The organism is Acinetobacter portensis (genome assembly GCF_023158935.1).
GTDB classification, from domain to species: Bacteria; Pseudomonadota; Gammaproteobacteria; order Pseudomonadales; family Moraxellaceae; genus Acinetobacter; species Acinetobacter faecalis.
In genome coordinates this window covers 70015-89023 of sequence record NZ_CP096120.1, presented here as the reverse complement: position 1 = coordinate 89023, position 19009 = coordinate 70015, and the positions used below count along the sequence as shown (strand labels likewise).

Annotated in this window: 17 protein-coding genes; 7 read left to right on the top strand and 10 right to left on the bottom strand. The window is 36.8% G+C overall.

Translation table 11 applies throughout. The annotated features are described in order from the left end of the window. Nucleotides 1–95: 95 nt before the first annotated feature. Nucleotides 96–1466, top strand: a complete 1371-nt coding sequence (locus MZO21_RS00440) for an MATE family efflux transporter (RefSeq protein ID WP_154773285.1) — start codon at nucleotides 96–98, stop codon at nucleotides 1464–1466. 127 nt (nucleotides 1467–1593) lie between these two features. Further along, nucleotides 1594–2970, top strand: coding sequence for an LLM class flavin-dependent oxidoreductase (locus tag MZO21_RS00435; RefSeq protein ID WP_248102993.1), 1377 nt, complete (start codon nucleotides 1594–1596; stop codon nucleotides 2968–2970). A 60-nt stretch (nucleotides 2971–3030) separates the two neighbouring features. Here MZO21_RS00435 and MZO21_RS00430 read toward each other — a convergent pair whose 3' ends face one another. Then, nucleotides 3031–3861 (bottom strand): SDR family NAD(P)-dependent oxidoreductase, encoded by an 831-nt coding sequence (locus MZO21_RS00430; protein ID WP_154773287.1) that lies wholly within the window; start codon nucleotides 3859–3861, stop codon nucleotides 3031–3033. 479 nt (nucleotides 3862–4340) lie between these two features. Here MZO21_RS00430 and phoB point away from each other — a divergent pair, with 479 nt between their 5' ends. Both phoB and phoR read left to right on the top strand, forming a co-directional pair. Further along, entirely contained in the window at nucleotides 4341–5051 is a 711-nt protein-coding gene (phoB, locus tag MZO21_RS00425) for a phosphate regulon transcriptional regulator PhoB (RefSeq protein WP_248102996.1), read from the top strand. A gap of 10 nt (nucleotides 5052–5061) precedes the next feature. Then, nucleotides 5062–6420 (top strand): phosphate regulon sensor histidine kinase PhoR, encoded by a 1359-nt coding sequence (gene phoR, locus MZO21_RS00420; protein ID WP_154773288.1) that lies wholly within the window; start codon nucleotides 5062–5064, stop codon nucleotides 6418–6420. A 57-nt stretch (nucleotides 6421–6477) separates the two neighbouring features. Here the strand turns inward: phoR and asd are convergent, their stop codons facing one another. The 5 genes from asd to MZO21_RS00395 all read right to left on the bottom strand — a co-directional run bounded on the left by asd (nucleotide 6478) and on the right by MZO21_RS00395 (nucleotide 11881). Then, nucleotides 6478–7329 (bottom strand): archaetidylserine decarboxylase, encoded by an 852-nt coding sequence (gene asd, locus MZO21_RS00415; protein WP_154773289.1) that lies wholly within the window; start codon nucleotides 7327–7329, stop codon nucleotides 6478–6480. Next, entirely contained in the window at nucleotides 7326–8168 is an 843-nt protein-coding gene (locus MZO21_RS00410; RefSeq protein WP_248102999.1) for a sulfurtransferase, read from the bottom strand. The genes asd and MZO21_RS00410 overlap by 4 nt, the downstream gene beginning before the upstream one ends. Before the next feature lie 168 nt (nucleotides 8169–8336). Beyond that, complete coding sequence (gene pncB, locus MZO21_RS00405; RefSeq protein ID WP_248103002.1) at nucleotides 8337–9539, bottom strand: nicotinate phosphoribosyltransferase; 1203 nt, start codon at nucleotides 9537–9539, stop codon at nucleotides 8337–8339. A 149-nt stretch (nucleotides 9540–9688) separates the two neighbouring features. Beyond that, nucleotides 9689–10186 carry an ankyrin repeat domain-containing protein gene (locus MZO21_RS00400; RefSeq protein ID WP_248103005.1) on the bottom strand — a complete coding sequence of 166 codons (498 nt, stop codon included), beginning with the start codon at nucleotides 10184–10186 and terminating at the stop codon, nucleotides 9689–9691. A gap of 177 nt (nucleotides 10187–10363) precedes the next feature. After that, nucleotides 10364–11881 carry a catalase gene (locus MZO21_RS00395; protein WP_248103008.1) on the bottom strand — a complete coding sequence of 506 codons (1518 nt, stop codon included), beginning with the start codon at nucleotides 11879–11881 and terminating at the stop codon, nucleotides 10364–10366. Between the two features lie 236 nt (nucleotides 11882–12117). On the opposite strand from MZO21_RS00395, the gene dtd reads away from it, so the two are divergent. Then, nucleotides 12118–12558 (top strand): D-aminoacyl-tRNA deacylase, encoded by a 441-nt coding sequence (gene dtd / locus MZO21_RS00390; RefSeq protein ID WP_248103011.1) that lies wholly within the window; start codon nucleotides 12118–12120, stop codon nucleotides 12556–12558. Between the two features lie 109 nt (nucleotides 12559–12667). Beyond that, on the top strand, nucleotides 12668–13972 hold the full coding sequence (locus MZO21_RS00385) for an IS4 family transposase (RefSeq protein WP_248104251.1): 1305 nt from the start codon (nucleotides 12668–12670) through the stop codon (nucleotides 13970–13972). 89 nt (nucleotides 13973–14061) lie between these two features. Here MZO21_RS00385 and MZO21_RS00380 read toward each other — a convergent pair whose 3' ends face one another. From MZO21_RS00380 to serB, 3 genes are all read right to left on the bottom strand, one after another. Then, nucleotides 14062–14541, bottom strand: a complete 480-nt coding sequence (locus MZO21_RS00380) for an SCP-2 sterol transfer family protein (RefSeq protein WP_154773295.1) — start codon at nucleotides 14539–14541, stop codon at nucleotides 14062–14064. A 154-nt stretch (nucleotides 14542–14695) separates the two neighbouring features. Continuing rightward, nucleotides 14696–15034 (bottom strand): ciprofloxacin tolerance protein AciT, encoded by a 339-nt coding sequence (aciT, locus tag MZO21_RS00375; protein WP_248103962.1) that lies wholly within the window; start codon nucleotides 15032–15034, stop codon nucleotides 14696–14698. Between the two features lie 412 nt (nucleotides 15035–15446). Then, nucleotides 15447–16667 (bottom strand): phosphoserine phosphatase SerB, encoded by a 1221-nt coding sequence (serB, locus tag MZO21_RS00370; protein WP_248103965.1) that lies wholly within the window; start codon nucleotides 16665–16667, stop codon nucleotides 15447–15449. Between the two features lie 77 nt (nucleotides 16668–16744). On the opposite strand from serB, the gene MZO21_RS00365 reads away from it, so the two are divergent. Beyond that, a complete protein-coding gene (locus tag MZO21_RS00365) occupies nucleotides 16745–17998 on the top strand; it encodes a hypothetical protein (protein ID WP_248103968.1) in 1254 nt (417 codons plus the stop codon). 60 nt (nucleotides 17999–18058) lie between these two features. Here the strand turns inward: MZO21_RS00365 and MZO21_RS00360 are convergent, their stop codons facing one another. Continuing rightward, complete coding sequence (locus tag MZO21_RS00360) at nucleotides 18059–19003, bottom strand: bile acid:sodium symporter family protein (RefSeq protein ID WP_248103971.1); 945 nt, start codon at nucleotides 19001–19003, stop codon at nucleotides 18059–18061. Nucleotides 19004–19009 lie beyond the last annotated feature (6 nt).

The window sequence follows — 19009 nt, the reverse complement described above, 5'->3', positions numbered from 1 at the left end:
CCTTTGTTACCGAATAACTAAGGCTTTTTTTTTCACTTTAAGTTACCTTAACCCATTAGATGAATAACATAAAAATATTGTGAGTCCGCCTTTTAATGCAGAATAATCAACAAACATTAGTCACCCAACCTAACTTATGGAAAACGTTCTTTATTTTCCTATTGCCTCTTATTGCGACTAATATTCTGCAAAATCTTTCGGGCACTATTAACACAATTTTTGTGGGACAGATGCTAGGTGTACACGCCATTGCTGCTGTTGCTGTTTTCTTCCCCATTTTATTTTGCTTATTGGCTTTTGTGATTGGTCTTTCTGCAGGTGCAACAGTGCTTGTTGGACAAGCTTGGGGAGCCCAAAACCTTGAAAAAGTGCGTAATGTTGTAGGTTCAACGCTATTTATGACCCTTGTAGGCGGAACCATAATTGCCATTTTAGGTGTTATTTTTGCAGAACACATATTACTTGCTCTTGGTCTAGATGATGATGTGATGCACCTTTCACTGCCTTATGTGCAATGGATGCTTGCAGGTAGTCCTCTGCTATTTATTTATATTGTTTACACTTCAATTTTACGTGGTGTTGGTGACAGTAAAACGCCACTTTATGCGTCAACAATGTCTATTGGTGTTGGAGTAATCACAACACCTGTGCTTATTGCGGGTTATTTTGGCTTTCCAAAATTAGGAACGCTTGCGCCTGCTATTGCCACCAACTTAGGCATGTTCACTGTTCTGTTGTTTTTAATTATTTACTTGAACAGAACTGATCATCCTTTAAAGCCTGACTTAAACCTCATAAAAAGCATCCGTCACCATCCGAAACTCAGTAAAATTATACTTCGCCTTGGTATTCCAACAGGCGTACAAATGATTACGACCTCTGTTGCAGGCTTAGTCATCATTGGTTTAGTTAACCGACATGGTGCAGATGCAACAGCAGCTTATGGCGCAGTAAATCAGGTGCTCAATTACATTCAATTCCCTGCGCTTTCTATTGCAATTGCAGCTTCTATTTTTGCAGCTCAAGCCATTGGTGCAGGTAAATCTGACTTGCTTTCTAAAGTAACAAAAACAGCTTTAAGCATGAATTTTTTGTTTACAGGTAGCTTGGTCATTTTGGCTTATTTGTTCTCAAAATATTTAATGGCACTATTTATTACAGACCCAAATGTTGTTGTTTTAGGGCAACAATTATTATTCATTGTGTTGTGGTCAATTCTATTTTTTGGCGCAAGTGCTATTTTTGCATCTATTATGCGTGCAAGTGGCACGGTCAACATACCTATGCTCATTAATGTTTTTGCAATTGTGTGTATTGAAGTTCCTGCAGCGTATCTCTTTAGTGATTGGTGGGGCTTGGAAGGCATTTGGTATGCCTATGCTTTAGCATTTGTTTGCTTATGCTTAATGCAAGGTTTGTATTACCAATTTGTTTGGAAAAAGAAAACTATTCAAGTCTTAATTTAATGATTTATAAAATAGGAGAAAACTAAATTCCATATTTCTTATAAGGTTTTATTTTTATCTTATTTTTCAAGTATTTTTAAAGTTGCTATAAACCTATTCATAAATTAAAAATGAATAGGTTTTTTTCATGGCAAAACGACAAATAAAACTAGGCGCATTTATTCCTACAACATCACAACATGCCGCAGGTTGGCGCCATCCTGAATCTCGTCCACAAGATCATTTAAGTATCGACTACGCTATTGAGCTAGCCAAAACTGCTGAAAAAGGTTTATTTGATGCCTACTTCTTAGCAGATGGTTTATCTGTAAATTGGAGCCATGGCGCTTCAAAAAATGCAAATACAATAGGTTATACCGACAAAGCTGTTGGCTTTGAACCTGTCACTTTATTTTCTGCAATTTCGGCTGTCACAAAAAATATTGGCTTTATTGCTACGGCATCTACCACTTACGAAGACCCATATTTACTTGCACGTAAATTTGCATCTTTAGATCATATTAGTAAAGGTCGTGCTGGATGGAATGTTGTCACAACAAGTGCAGCAGACACAGCACGAAATTTCAATTTCGACAGACATCCTGATCCTGCGTTACGTTATGAACGTGCCGATGAATTTATTGAAGTCACACAAAAACTTTGGGACTCTTGGGCAGATGACGCCTTTAAATATGATAAAAAAACTGGTCAATTTTTTGAGGCTTCACAAAGTCATGAACCCTTGCACAGCGGTAAATATTTTAATGTTCAAGGCGCTTTAAACGTACCTCGTCCCCCACAAGGTTATCCTGTTATTGTACAAGCAGGACAATCTGAAGCAGGTCGTGAACTTGCTGCCAAATATGCAGAAGTCATTTTTACATCACAACAAAATTTAGAAGATGCTCAGGCGTTCTATCGCGATATTAAAGGTCGTTTAGTGAAATATGGTCGTCATGCAGATGACATCAAAATCATGCCAGGTGTTTCTATTTTTGTGGCAAAAACAGAAGAAGAAGCACAAGCAAAATATGACCTTTTAAATAGTTTAATTTTACCTGATGTAGGACTTGGTTTACTTTCAGGATTATCTGGTGGCATCGACTTATCTAAATACGATTTGGATGCACCATTTCCTAAAATTAACGATGCCGATTTAACCTTCTCAAGCCGTCAACAATTGATCATTGATATTGCCAAAGAGCATAATTTTACGATTCGTCAGCTATATGAATATATTGCTTCCGCTCGTGGTCATTGGACATTAATTGGTACACCTGAACAAGTGGTTAATCAGTTACAAACGTGGTTTGAAAATGAAGCAGCAGATGGTTTTAATGTTTTGCCACCATCTACTCCTGCCGGTTTAAATGATTTTGTCGAATTTATTGTGCCTGAATTACAACGTCGTGGTCTATTCCGCACAAAATATGAAGGCACAACTTTACGTGAAAACTTAGGTTTAAAACGTCCTGAAAACCAATATGTCGTTGCAAGCCGTTTGCAAAATTCAGAAGCATCCTAATTCATTTAAATGATTCATAAAAAGCCTGCAATTGCAGGCTTTTTTATCTTTTTACTTCAATTATTTTTTGGACTTACTCGCAAATGCAATCACCTTTTGATAGCCCGTTGGTAGTAAGCGCTGTAGTAAATCTAGGGCTTTCGCATCATTACCAATAAGCAAACGGCGTTTATCTTTTTTCACAGCTTCTAAAATTTGGCGAGCCGCTTCTTTAGGTGGGCAACGCAGCAATTTATTAAACGATTTTGCAGATTTTTCAGGATTCATTCCTAAAGTCTTCAAACTATCATTCATTTTTGCTGAATTTGCGATATTTGTACGAATACCACCAGGATGAACACAGAGTGCGCTTACACCACAATTTTCCATGTCTAGTTCTTGACGTAAAGATTCTGTAAAACCTCGTACCGCAAATTTAGTCGCATTGTAGGCAGATTGTGTTGGCTGTGCGGTTAATCCAAATAAACTGGAAATATTCACAATATGACCATCACCCGTTTGCTTTATGAATGGTAAAAACTCTTTCGTTCCGTAAACTACGCCCCAAAAGTTAATATTCACAATCCATTCAAGCTCTTCATATGATGCGCCTTCAACTGTCGATGCTAAAGCCACGCCTGCATTATTAAAAATCATATTCACAGAACCATGATCTTGTACGGTTTCTTCTGCCCATTCTTTCACAGCAACTTGGTCTGCAACATCTAATTTTTTAATCGTAACACGTACATCTGTATCTTTTAGCTTTTCAACAGTTTCTATTAAACCTTGTTCATTTACATCGCTTAAAGATAAATGACAGCCTTCTTTTGCAAGTAAAAGTGCAAGTTGCTGACCAATACCTGAACCCGCACCTGTAATTGCAGCCACTTTATTTTGAAAATTTTTCATTCTATTTACATCTCTCAGTATTTTGCATTATTACAGGCAAATATTGCCGTTCAAAGTATATTTTTTAATTGTAACAATGAACCGAAAAAACTTGAAATTTCATCAGTCACTTTTAGTAAAAGTTCGTTTTTTTTACAAATTTGTCATAAAAGTGACACAAGTAATTATCAATAATCTTAGAGAAATTGAGCCTCTGTATCTTTATAATTCTTGTGATATTTGCAGAAAAATTCAATTTTAAAATAAATTGTTTTAATTTCTATTTTTTATAATTTTTAACACATTCAACAATCTGAAAGATAATCATAGCAATCATTACAGCAATAAAAAACGTCACAAAATCATCAAGAAAATTTCATATTTACGTTTTATAATTGTCATATTTTCTATTTTGCAATGATACTGTCATAATTAGTCTTTGTAATAAGCCTGTCATAAATACAAAAACGTCAACCGTTTAATTAATAGGGTATTGCGCTGTGAGAGATGACTACATTTTAATTGTTGATGATGAACTTCCTATTCGGGAAATGATCCACACTGCTTTAGATATGGCAGGCTTTAACTGTTTGCAAGCTGAAGATGCTCGCCAAGCACATCAAATGATTGTCGATCAACGCCCTTCTCTTATCTTATTAGATTGGATGATGCCTGGTGGTGTTAGCGGTGTTGATTTATGCCGTCGCTTAAAAAAAGATGAAAGCCTTTCTGAAATTCCAGTCATTATGCTGACTGCTCGCGGTGAAGAAGACCATAAAGTTCAAGGTCTAGATGCGGGCGCAGACGATTACATGACTAAACCATTTTCTACTCGTGAATTGGTTTCTCGCATTAAAGCTGTTCTTCGTCGCTCAAATGCTTTAAGTGGTGAAAAATCTATTGATGCCAATGGTTTAATATTAGATCCTATTAGCCAACGCGTAAGCTTTGGTAACAATATTTTAGAAATGGGACCAACTGAATACCGTCTTTTGGCATTTTTCATGACCCATCCTGAACGTGCATATACCCGCGCTCAATTACTTGACCAAGTTTGGGGTGGAAACGTATATATTGAAGACCGTACAATTGACGTTCATATTCGTCGTTTACGTAAAGTTTTAGAACCATTTGGTGCAGATCGTTTTGTCCAAACTGTTCGTGGAACTGGTTACCGTTTTTCTACGCGAGCTGATGTCGCATTAGGTTAATTATTTTTTTATGTACGAACCATATCCTGTCCCAGAGCTTGCAAGAGATCATAAAAAATTTCGATACAGCAGCTTATGGGCTTTTTCTAAGCAAGATTTAAGACTCCTCACATTCTTTATTGTGATTGCTGTATTTATTGGATTAGGAACTGGATACTTTTGGAGCTGTATTCTTTGTGCATTTGCAGTGTTCTGCATTATTCAACTGCGTTCACTTTATTTAGTGAACGATTGGATTTCAAATAGACCCTACGATGTCCCACCAAACTTAGGTGGCATTTGGGGCGCACTACTTTTCAATGTTTACAGAGCACAGCGCCAAGAGCGAATTGTACAAGCAGAAATGGTGGGCTTAATTGATCGTGCCCAATCATCACTTGTTGCCTTAGCAGAGGCAGTTGTTTTAATTGACGACAACAACCAAATTGAATGGTGGAATCCTGCTGCAGAAAACTTACTTGGTTTTCAACTGCATGATCGTGGTCGAAATATTTTAAGTATTTTACGTCAGCCAAGTTTCATTGAATACTTTAACCATATTGATGAATCTCCAGATGGCTTGAAAATGAAATCAAGCGTTCATGAAGAACATTATGTGCAAGTTAAAATGACTCGCTTTGGTGGGGAAAGTCGCCTATTGGTTGCTTATGATGTCACTCGCATGCACAATCTTGAACAAATGCGTAAAGACTTTGTAGACAACATTTCACACGAACTTCGCACGCCATTAACCGTGCTTAGTGGCTATATTGAAACATTTACAGACCAAGAAGATATTAATCCTCGTTGGAAGCGTGCATTTGATCAAATGCAATCGCAAACACGTCGTATGAATGCTTTGGTAAATGACCTACTTTTACTTTCTCGCTTAGAAAATGAAAAAAGTATCGCCAAAAACCAAATCATTGAAATGCCAAGTTTAATGAACCAATTATTTGATGATGCACAAGCATATAATGTCGATTACGGTCATACACTGAATTTAGATATTGATAGCCACTGCGAACTGATTGGTTCAGATATGGAACTCGCAAGTGCTTTTAGTAACCTCATTACCAATGCCATTAAATACACGCCTAAAGGTGGAACAATTACCATTGGTTGGCATGATGATGGTACGCATGGCTACTTTACAGTAGAAGATACAGGCATTGGTATTGACCCGAAACACTTGCCACGCTTAACAGAACGCTTTTACCGTGTAGATAGTGCACGTAGCCGTGCTACAGGTGGTACAGGTTTAGGCTTAGCCATTGTGAAGCATGTTCTTATGCAACATAATGCTTATTTAGAAGTCGAATCTAAAGAAAATCAAGGTTCAATTTTTAAAGCTGTATTTCCAAAAGAACGCTTATTTCACTCAAATTAAATTCGTAAATAAGACATTAAAAAAGCACCTTTCGGTGCTTTTTTAATGTCATAAAACTTAAAGTGTATGACCTAAAGCTTTACCCATTTCTACCGCAGAATTCGCTTTAAATTCTGCATCCCACTGCATTTTATTCTCTTCAAATAAAACTACAGCCGTTGAACCTAAATAGAAACGACCTAATTCAGCACCCTTTTCTAAAAATAAATTGTGCTGATTCACTTCTAAACGACCAGAAGGTTTAACTTTACCTGTCGCAACAGTTTCAATACCCGCAACAATCATCGCACCAACAAGAACAACCGCCATACGACCAAGTTCTGTATCAAATAAACATACCATACGTTCATTACGTGCAAATAAACCTGGAATATTTTCAGCAGTGGTTTGATTCACAGAAAATAATTCGCCCGGAACATAAAGCGTTTCAGTTAATGTTCCTGCAAATGGCATGTGCACACGATGATAATCTTTAGGTGAAAGATAAACTGTTGCAAACTGACCATTTTTAAATGGTTCTGCAAGCAAAGGGTCTGCAATTAAGTTGGCTGTATTAAAACTTTGCCCTTTCGCTTGGAAAATTTCACCTTCTTCAATTTTGCCTAATTGCGAAATTGCACCATCAGCAGGTGACACAATACTTGTTGCGTCTGCATCAATTTCACGAACACCTTCTTTTAAAGAGCGCGTAAAAAACTCATTAAATGATTTAAATTTCAAAGCATTTTGTTGTTCAGCAATCGACATATCAATGCCATATTGCGCTTTAAAAGCACTAATTACTGTGTTTTTAATAATTGGTGTTTCACTTGCCGCAAGTTTACCTACAACACGAGATAATTGGTGTTGTGGCACAACACGTTGTGCTTGAATGAAAAGTTGTTTTTTTAAACGTGATGTGAGGCTCAAGACGGCGACTCTCCAGTAATAATAGGACTAGCGAGGCGGTTGCCCCATTCACTCCACGCCCCATCATACGCTTGAATTTCCCACCCCAATAAACGACCTAAAATATAAGCCAAACCTGAACGATGATGCGATTGGCAATACACCACTACAGGTTCATTTAAATTGAAGCCTAACTGTTCCAAACGTTGTTGCGTGTTTTGTAATGGATGCAATTTTAAATGATTTTCACGGTTTAGGGCAGTACTCCATTCAAAATGAATAGCCCCTGGAATGTGACCGCCGCGTCGCGCAGCTAATCGGATGCCTGTATATTCATCTTCTGTACGGCAATCCCAAACCTGAATCTCTTTATTATTCACCTTTTCAAGTAATTCATCATATTGAATTCGATATGTTTCATCTAAATTAAATTGAACTAAATTACTTACGTTTTCAAAGCTTTCTACATCTGCTGAAGTAGGTAAACCTGCACCTAACCATGCATGAATACCGCCATTCAACAGGCTTGTATTATAAAAACCTAAACAATGTAAATTCCAAATTAAACGCCCTGCCCATGCACCACCTTCATCGTCATAAGCAACAACGTGATGATCTGGCGAAATATTTAAATATTCAATCAGTGCCTTTAAGCCATCTTCTTCAGGCAATAAACCCAATGCATTTTCTTCTTGGCGTACCAAAAGATTTGGTTTCAAATGAATTGCATGAGGAATATGTAATTGTGCATATACCGAACTTCGGCTCATATCAACAATACGTATTTTCTCATTTCCTAGGTAAGGAACTAAATCCTCTGCCTCAATTAACAGTTTGAAATTAAAATCAAATGTAGCCATTTTTTGCATTATATATTTAGATGAATAACTTCAATCTTAGCACACTTACTTTTTTGTAATCTGTGCAATTCTAGTATTCACTTAGCATAATTTTAAATAAGAAAACTTGATTTTTATTTAAAAAAAATGCCAAACATAACGTTCGGCATTTTTAAAATATGTATGATTTTATACTTCTGCAATATCAAAAACCTGACGTAAATATGCAAGAAAAGTATCATTATCTGTCATGGTTTTTCCTGGACTATCTGAAATTTTTGCAACAGATTGTCCATTACATTCTACAAGTTTCAACACGATATTAAGTGGTGTTTGCCCCATGTCATTGGTTAAGTTTGTGCCTATACCAAAACTCACCTGGAAACGATCTTTAAAGTAATTATGCAACGACCATGCTTTTTCTAAATTTAAGCCATCACTAAACGTGAGCATTTTAGTTTTGCTATCAATTTTGAGCTTTTTATAGTGTTCATAGGCTTTGTCTCCCCATTCATATGGGTCGCCACTGTCATGACGTAAACCATCAAACAGTTTTGCAAAATACAAATCGAAATCACGTAAAAATGCATCCATTCCGACTACATCGGTCAGCGCAATTCCTAAATCACCACGATACTCTTGCACCCAAGTTTCTAATGCCGATTTTTGGAAATTACGTAAACGTACATCTAAAGCTTGGAAAGCCTGTAAGAATTCATGCGCCATTGTACCAATAGGCGTAATATTCAAATTCTTCGCAATTAAAACGTTACTTGTTCCACGGAAAATATGCGGTGCAGCTTTGTTAAATTCTTCAATAACGTGCTTTTGCCATTCAAAACTATAACGACGACGTGTTCCAAAATCTGAAACCAAAAATGGTGGATCATTTGGATTTTGTTCTGCTTCGTATTTTTTAAGTAGTTCAACTTTTGCTAAAAGACGGCGTTCACCTTCTTCCAAAACGTCATCTGAACGAATACGTTTAAAATAAAGCTCATTTACAATGGCAAGTACAAAAATTTCAAACATCATCGCTTGAACCATTGGGCCTTCTACCCAAATATCCAAACGACCTTCTTCATCTATTCCAGCTTTTATGAAACGACGCTTTAATTGAAATAATTCTAAATAATCGACAAAATCACTTTTAATAAAACGCAAACTTCTTAAATATAAAAGTTCGTCTTCTTTAAATTGAAGTTGGCAAAGATGATCTAATTGCTCATTTAAATCATCTAAAATGTCCACAAGTGGATAAGCCGTATCTTGCAAATTACGGCAACGGAAATGATAGACACTATGCGTTTGTGGAAACTTATGAAGAACCACCTGAAGCATTGTAAATTTGTATAAATCTGTATCAAGTAAAGATTGAATGATTGGAGCCATATCTTGATGTATTTCGCTGTGCTTATTGCATTAAAGCATATTTTTTAAGTAAAAATTAAAAGTTTTATCTGACAGTAGTCTGTTTTAGATAAAAGAAAAGATCCAATTTATCTTGGATCTTAAATATTCTTAATATTCAGAGCGTAAAATTAATCTTTTAACTGCTTTAATTTCTCATCCTGTCCAATAATTTTGGCAAATTGTTCAACTGTTTTCTGTCCTGTTTGCTTTGCATTTACATCACAATCTGTTTTGCGAAGCTGTTTCACTATAGACCATTCTAATTTAAACATTGCGCCCATTAAGGCTGTATTGCCTTTATTGTCGCGGGCACAGCGGTCTGCACCCTTTGAAATTAAGGTTGTTACAATATTTTGATGTCCATAATAAGCCGCCATCATGAGTGGCGTGTAACCATCTTTATTTCTGACATCTACAGGAAAACCATATTTTAAAAATTCATTGATCACTTCTTCATTGCCCGTTTTAGCAGCAGCAAAAAATAGATCAACCAATTCCTGTTGTGAGTTCACCTGATTAGTTACAGCATTTTTAGCGGGGGAGATATTTTTGACTTCAGTTGCTGTTGCAAATGCAGAAGAAAAGACAAAAATGCTGGCTAAAAATGTTCGTTGTAAAATACTCATAATGAACTCCAACAGAAATCGAATTATTTCAAAGTTTGAAATTTGCAAAAATTGAGTGCCTGTAAAACTCCCCTAGGGTGCAGGAAAGGAATTGAGTTCTACAGGACTTTCTTGAGGTGACTTCCTATGCCCTAGTCACCAATTCAGCCAATCAACCTAAATTGATTAGTTAAAAACTTAGTCTTTTAATTTCTCTGCTTTTGCTTTTACAGTCGCCAAGTTACCATTTACAGCTTTAGTCATACGCGTACCGTAGTCTGCATCTGCTTTATAGAAGTAAGACAACATGATGTGTTTTGTTTCTGAATCTTTAACGTTGCCTAAGTCAGCCGCCAAGTTCATGATCAAATCATCTTTTTCTTTTGCAGTGTATGAGCGGTATAAATCACCAGCTTGCTTAAAGTTTTGCTCTTTCACAGCAATTTGTTGAACATAACCAGATAAAGGCGTTTCTACCGCACGTGCTTTCGCAGTTGATGGTTTTGGCTCTTTACGGCTTGGTTCATAGTTCACATCAGAATCACGTTCACTTACGTTCATGTAACCATCTTGGTTGTTATTATTTACTTCAACCAATGGACGGTTTACAGGAATTTGCTGATGGTTCGTGCCTAAACGATACATTTGAGTATCTGAATACGAGAACACACGACCTTGTAATAAACGGTCTTCAGATGGCTCGATACCTGGAACTAAGTTACCTGGTGCAAATGCAGATTGCTCAGTTTCGTTAAAGAAGTTCTTCGGCATACGATTAAGCGTTAACGTACCCACTTTAGTTTCTGGAACTAAATCATTAGGCCAAATTTTCGTTGGATCTAATGGATCAAAATCGAATTTACCTAAATTTTTCGGATCTAAAACTTGGATGTAAAGATCCCATTTAGGGAAATTACCTTTGTTAATGTTGTTGTAAAGATCATTCGTTAAGTGGTTGAAGTCTTTACCTTGCTGTTCCGCAGCTTCTTTAACGTTAAGACCTTTTACGCCTTGTTTAGAGCGGAAGTTAAATTTAACGTATTTGTATTCGCCTTTGTCGTTATACAACTTGTAAGCGTGAACACCAAAACCATCTTGTTCACGATAGCTTGTTGGCACACCTTGGTTACCGTACACATAAGTCAACATGTTTGTTGCCCATGGCTGGCTAGACAAGAAGTCAAAAACACGGTTCGCATCTTGAACGTTGTTAATTGGGCTTGGCTTCATTGCATGAATGAAGTCTGGGAATTTAATTGCATCACGAATAAAGAATACTGGAGATTGGTTACCCACTAAATCCCAGTTACCTTCTTTTGTATAAAACTTAATTGCAAAACCGTGCGGGTCACGTAAAGTTTCAGGAGAACCTTTACCATGAATTACAGTTGAAAAACGTAAGAATACTGGAGTTTTAGTGCCACCTTTGAAAAGTGATGCAAGTGTTAAATCCGATAAATCTTTAGTTGCAACAAACTCACCATAAGCACCTGTACCGCGCGCATGAACAACACGCTCAGGAATACGCTCGCGACCAAAACGTTGTAATTTTTGTACCAATTGAACGTCTTGTAGCAAAGTGCCACCATTTGGACCCGCGGTGATTGAGTTTTGATTATCACCCACTGGAGCACCGTTATCTTTTGTTAATGGTGCAGCTTGTGTCGCTGCCGTTGCTGCTGTAAGCATCGCAACCAATAAAGAACGCTTAAACATGATGTTTTCTCTCAATTCATACCTTTCCTGCACGGGCTAAATTACATTTTTCACATAAATTGGTAAAAAGGTTTATTTTTATAGCTTTAATCGTTTTATTAGATCATAAGTTTGGTTTTTATGTGATTTTTATATTTATTAAACACTTATATGAATTCAACCATCAAAACATCATGCTGAGTAGTGATATTTGCTACAATCTGTTTGAATTAAAAAACATCATATGTGGTTGTGTTATGCGTGCTTTATTGCAACGAGTTCTTGAAGCTAAAGTAGTTGTAGATGGTGAAACAACAGGAGAAATTGAAAAAGGCATTCTAGTTTTTCTAGGTTTAGGCAAAGAAGATAATTTAGAAAAAGGCAAAAAGCTGATCGATAAAATTTTAAAATATCGCTTTTTTGATGATGAACAAGGAAAAATGGGCTGGAATATTTCCCAAGCCAATGGTGGCTTATTACTTGTTTCTCAATTTACTTTGATGGCACAAACACAAAAAGGTTTACGTCCTGACTTTGGTCCTGCAATGGCACCAAACGATGCAAAAGAACTTTATGAACAATTGGTTGAATACGCAAAGTCTCAGTTTGAAAATGTTCAAACAGGTATTTTCGCAGCAGATATGAAAGTGCATTTGGTCAATGATGGACCTGTAACATTCAACTTAGAAATTGAATAACTCAATATCTTATATATGCAAAAAAGCCCGCAAATGCGTAATGCCAGTCAGTTAAGCAAAAAAAGTTAAAATGCTGTAAAAAGAGCGTATGTAAATACGCTCTTTTTTTATGAATTTATCTCAGAATCTAGATTTAACATTAAAACAAACCCTACCTTCACTTTCACAATTCAGTGAATTGATTGATTTAAACTGGATTGAAGATTGCTTAAACCAAACAGGTAAAGCATCAATTCGAAAAAGAAAACTGCCTGCTGAACATGTTGTTTGGCTGGTGATCGGACTTGCTCTATTTCGAAATCAGCCGATTTGGTATGTGGTTCAACAATTGCAACTTGTTTTCGGTACGGCAGAATACTGTGTACCGAGTGCATCCGTACAAGCAAGACAGCGCTTAGGATTAGAACCCATGAGTGCTTTATTTTCGACATTAAGTCAGGCATGGTTTAAAGACTCACAACAACAATATAGCAACTTTCACGGTCTATGCGTTTGTGCTGTAGATGGTGTGGTTTGGTCTATGCCTCATACAGAAGAAAACTTTAAGCACTTTGGTTCATCCAAAGGCAAAACAGCAGCTGCCCCTTACCCACAAGTCAGAGCGACTTGCCTAGTGAATACCAATACACATGAAATGATTGATGCCCAAATTGGCAGTATGGATCAAGGTGAATTAACCTTAGCCAGTCAATTAAAAGCACCAGTTCGCAGTATTACCCTATTTGATCGTGCTTACTTCTCTGCTGATTTTTTAGTGAGTTGGCAATCTCAGGCAGAAGAGAGTCATTGGTTGATGCGAGCAAAGGACAACCTGCGTTATGAAGTGATTCATCATAATGCGGCCCATGACTTTCAGATCAAAATGCCTGTTTCAGCAAGAGCAAAAAAGATAAATCCGTCATTGGGTGACTATTGGGAAGCACGTTTAATTGAAGTTGAATATGCAGGGAAAATAAGATGTTACATTACATCATTAACAGATTCTAAAGTTTATCCATTCAAAGACCTTGCAATGCTTTATATCCAGCGTTGGGAAATAGAAATGTGTTATCGGGAAATTAAAAGTGATTTACAGGATGCAAGGATTTTAAGAAGCAAACAACCTGATTTGGTCTATCAAGAATTGTGGGGGGTATTTATTGCATATAATATCTTAAGAAGACAGATGAGGTTTATCGCTGAACATGCAAAGGTGAGTCCTTTAAGGATCAGTTTCCATATTGCATCCATGAGTATTATCAATATCTTAAGGCACACACCTTTAGAATCAGCAGGAAACCTACCCAAACATTTAGCGCAATTATTTGAACAATCTAAAATATTTGTATTACCTGAAAAAAGGCAAAGGCAATGTCCGCGAGTAGTGAAAATTAAAGCACAAAAATATCCAAGAAAATGCCAGTCAATTTCTTAACTGACTGGCATTACTCAACAGAGGGCTTTTTATTAAGCTTTCTCCTAATTTCTACTTTCTCAAAGAAAGGAAACTTTGGAGTAGAAGATTTATTTACCCGTTTTTTCTTTAATAAATTGACGAGCAAAAGACAATTTTTCTTTTACAGGCTTTGGCAATTTTGGTGGAATAAGTCGAGCAACGCGGTTAAACCAAACCAATAAACTGAAATCGCCTTCCATTTTAATTGTGCCGTTTTGCATACCTGTCATAAATACAGATGGATCGCCTTTAGCCAAAGTTTTCACACCTTGCTCACTGTCTGCAAACTGCAAAGTAAAATCAGCAGGTTCAGCACTTCCTGAAACGGTATCAATTTTGCCATTATTCACAATAATTTGACGTGCCATACCTAAGTCCGTGCCAATTTGAATACGGAACTGTCTATCGTGAATTAACTCAATAAATTTAGGACTTGTACGAGCCAATTGCTTCATACGCAATACCAAACCTGCAATCATAAGATCAAGTGGGTCTGTACTCACATCAACAAGTGGTAGTTTTACGACAGGTAGTGAAGGAAATTTCATGACATCGAAGCCTATTGTAATTTTATAAAATTGAACTACGACATCCTACCATAGCTTATTTTTTTTGCAGTACTGCTTTACGTAATAAAGTATAAATTTTAGGTATAAAAAAATGCACATAAATGTGCATTTTTCAAGAAAGATCAGTCTTCGCTTAACGGCTAGAATATTGCTGCTGATCGTCCTCATATACTGGAGTATGCTCAATATAACGACGCTTTGCTACTGCTGCTCGTTCCGCGCGACGATCTTCAACTAAAAGCAATATTGTCATCATGACCATTGCAAATGAAATCGCAGCTAAATAACTGTAGGTTACAGGGAATTCGAATACTGTTTGTACGCTAAAACGTACCGCTTCCAGTAGTCCCCAAAATACCATTCCAGCCATCATAAAACTTAACCAGCGGCGATAAGGCGAGAAGAAAACAGCAATCAAAGCAACCGCTACTAAGCTTATGCCGACAATGCTTGCTAAATCTGCTGTTGCCATAAAAACCTCCGTTAGTGTTAGATTTGTGCTTTTTTACAAAGCGCCCATCTAACGCGAATACCTTTAATTAGATTAATGGGCTATGTATATTTAAACTCTATGAAAAGCATTATGAGCAGTTTTTTGTATAAAAAAAGACTTGTTATTTGGTTGTGCGACATACATTGTCGCAATATTATATTGTAATTACATTTTTTTGATTTTAACTTTTTCGGGAACTTAAGCCTGTTCTTTCTTAGCGTGTCATTACAAAAAAAACAGTGCTCTTTTTAGATCAGAAATTTTTTTTACCGATGGCATTTATCGTTATTTTTTTCTTGCTTTAAACTGCTACTTGCTTCTCGTTTTTAACCTAAATATAAACAAAAAAATACGGCATGACTGCCGTATTTTTATTCAAACTATTCAGTGATTAAGCTCGATTTAAGTCTTTATCATGAACGCCAAGTAAATAAAGTACGCCATCTAAACCAACGCTTGAAATGGCTTGGTTTGCATTTTGACGAACTAATGGTTTAGCACGGAATGCTACGCCTAAGCCTGCAATTGAAAGCATTGGTAAATCGTTTGCACCATCACCTACTGCAATTGTTTGTTCAAGTGAAATACCCATTTCTTCAGCAATTTTCGTCAGTAATAAAGCTTTACGAGCACCATCTACAATATGTCCTTTCACTTCACCTGTTACCTTGCCATCTTGAATATCTAAGATGTTTGCATGTACTTCATCTATACCTAATTTTGCTTGTAAATATTCTGCAAAATATTGGAAACCACCAGACAAAATTGCAGTGCGATAACCCAATGCTTTTAATGTAGAAATTAAACGTTCTGCACCTTCAGTAATGGTTAAACGTTCTGCAATACTTTCAAGTACAGAAGCATCCATACCTTTTAATAAAGCAACACGTGCACGGAAACTGCTTTGGAAGTCAAGTTCGCCTTGCATTGCACGTTCGGTAATTTCGGCAACTTGCTCCCCTACACCTGCTTCTTTCGCAAGTTCATCAATCACTTCTTGTTCAATTAGTGTTGAATCCATATCGAAACATACTAAGCGGCGGTTACGGCGGTAAGCATTGTCTTCTTGAACAGCAACATCGACATTTAATTCGCTAGATAACTTTAAACAAGCCGCACGCATTGCAGCCGCATCTAGCATTTGCCCTTTTAAACCAAACTCTACACAAGCTCGTTTAGGCTCAACTGCTTCATTTTCTAAGGTTGGTCTACCAGATAAACGTGTTACCGTTTCAATGTTAAAGCCTTGGCTAGACACAATTTGAGTCACTGCTTGTAAGTGAGATGCTTTTAATTCAGGAGCTAATGCCGTTACGATATAACGTGTGCGCCCGCCTTCACTTACCCATTGATCATAATCTGTTGTTAAGATTGGTTTAAAGCGAACAGTTAAACCAATTTCATGTGCTAAAATTAAGATCTCTTTCATGGCTAATGCTGTCGCAGTCTGATCTTCAGAGGCAACAACAATACCTAAAGTGAGTTGATTATGGATGACGGCTTGGCCAACATCTAGAATTTGTAAGGAATGAGCGGACAACACCTGCATTAATCGAGTAAACTGATTAGGTTGGTCAGGTCCTAAAAATGATATAAGAATGATTTCACGCATGAATTGACTCTGGTCTGAGCTACAACTATTGTTAGAATCATAATCGAATTTAAGTAGAATTACTTTGGAAGTTTACGTTGAATGCGCCTAGACAAGGGCTATTTGCTAGCCTACTGATTGTAAGCTTTACCTTGCATACCTTTTTATTGGTACTTGCAACGACACATCAATTAAATGAAAACCGCGCCAATCAAGGGCAATTGATGACAACTCAATTGGTTACGGACAGCTTATCTGAGCTTGATCCTGCCAATACAGTGTCTCTTGCTTTGTTGGCGAATCGTTATGCAACCAACCCGAATATTGCATCTATTCGTATTTTAGATGCCAATAAGCAGGTGCTTGCGACTGGCGGCATGTCAAAAACACGTCAGGGTGAAATTTTTGTTCGTGATGCCTTACAAAATGAAAAGAAAGTCGGAACAATTGAAATTACGTTAATTAAGCCAAGTATTGGTGAAATTTTACGTACTCAATGGATGGCAATTCTATTTTCATTATTTATTCATAGCTTATTATGGTTAGCGTATCGCGCTATTGCTCGACCAAGCCGTACTGAGTATCTTACAAATATTAATAATGAAGCGCGCTTAAAACACGAACTTCAAATGCTGACTCAAGCATTAGAACAAGAAAAGAAAAATACGGCTGTAACATTGGCGCAATCTCAGCATCTTTCGAAGCCTTTAGTTAAAGCAAGAGAATTCAAAGCCGAAACTCAAGATCAAAATGCAATTGCTTTAAATATTCAGTTCTACGATCCAAAGCAATTACTTGACTCAATTACAGATAAGGTTTCAATTCCTTACTTTAATTTATGCCAAATCTTTTTAACAAAGAGTATTGAGCTTTGTGTTCAACATTACAAATTGAATGTTTCCGACATTACAACTGTTCAGCAGTTCAATCGAAATGGTGCAACTTTAACTATTTCTTCTGAGAAGCCTAATGCTGCAGAATGTTTAGCGATGATTGGTACAGTGTTCCAACTTCTGTCTGAAGTATTGTATAAGCGTTACCGCGAAGACAAACGTTTTGTTCTACAAACTCGTTGTGCTATCGCAACTTCAGTTGAAACAATGCAGCTAAATGCAGTACAAGCTGCGGAACGTTTAGTAAATCAACTTTCAGCAAAAGAAAGTGCAATTTACCTACCAAACGAATTGTTAAAAGATTTGTCTACGCACTATGAATTAGTGAATCTGCCAAATCCGACCAATGTTTTAACGCGCCATGCATTTATGATTAACGGCATGGATAGCAATCAAGCAGAATTGGCTCAAACTATTCGTACTGAAATTCTTAAAGCAAAACAATCTCGCGCATCTTAAATATGCGATGTTAAAATAAAAAAGCCTGACTAAATGTCAGGCTTTTTTACATCTAAAAATTTATTTTTCTATTTTATCTGATTTTGCTGCCCAATACGTTGCAAGCGCAGAACCCGAAATATTGTGCCATAAACTAAAAATAGCACTTGGAACTGCTGTAATTGGCGAAAGTGCAAAATGTACTGCGGCTAAAGCAACACCTAAACCTGAGTTTTGCATTCCCACTTCAATAGAAATTGCTTTGCAATCTGTGTACGGCAATTTGAATATTCGCGCCGCCCAAAAACCTAAAAGTAAACCTAAACCATTATGTAAAATTACAACGCCTAAAATCATTAAGCCTGATTCTAAAATTTGTGCCTTACTGCCTGCAATAATAGCAGCAACAATTGCGACAATCGCAACTACAGAAATTAGAGGCATAACCTGAATATAATGATCGACCTTGTTTTTCAAAATAGCACGTACAAGTAAACCCAAAACAATTGGAAATAACACCACTTGTAAAATAGATTTCAGCATCGACATGGCATTAATATCAATCCACTGACTAGCTAAAACATAAAAAATTGCAGGTGTCAGAATTGGCGCAAGAATTGTGGAAACAGAAGTACATGCAACGGAAAGTGCTGTATTCCCTTTTGCCATATAGGTAATAACATTAGAAGCTGTGCCACCTGGGCAACAACCTACGAGAATCACTCCAATTGCAATTTCTGTAGGTAAATTAAAAAGCTTACATAGTAAATAAGCCAAAGCTGGCATCACAATAAACTGTGCAAATACACCAATCGTGACTGCTTTCGGGCTTTGTAATACACTTTTAAAATCGCCCAAGGTCATGGTCATGCCCATACCAAACATAATGATGCCTAACATCCATGTAATATAGGTTTTTAACCAAACAAAGTTTTCTGGGCTATAAAGAGCAAGCCCTGAAAAAAGAATGACCCATAAAGCAAAGGTCTTTTGAACAAACTGTGTAAATTTAAAAAGAATAGACATCCGCCT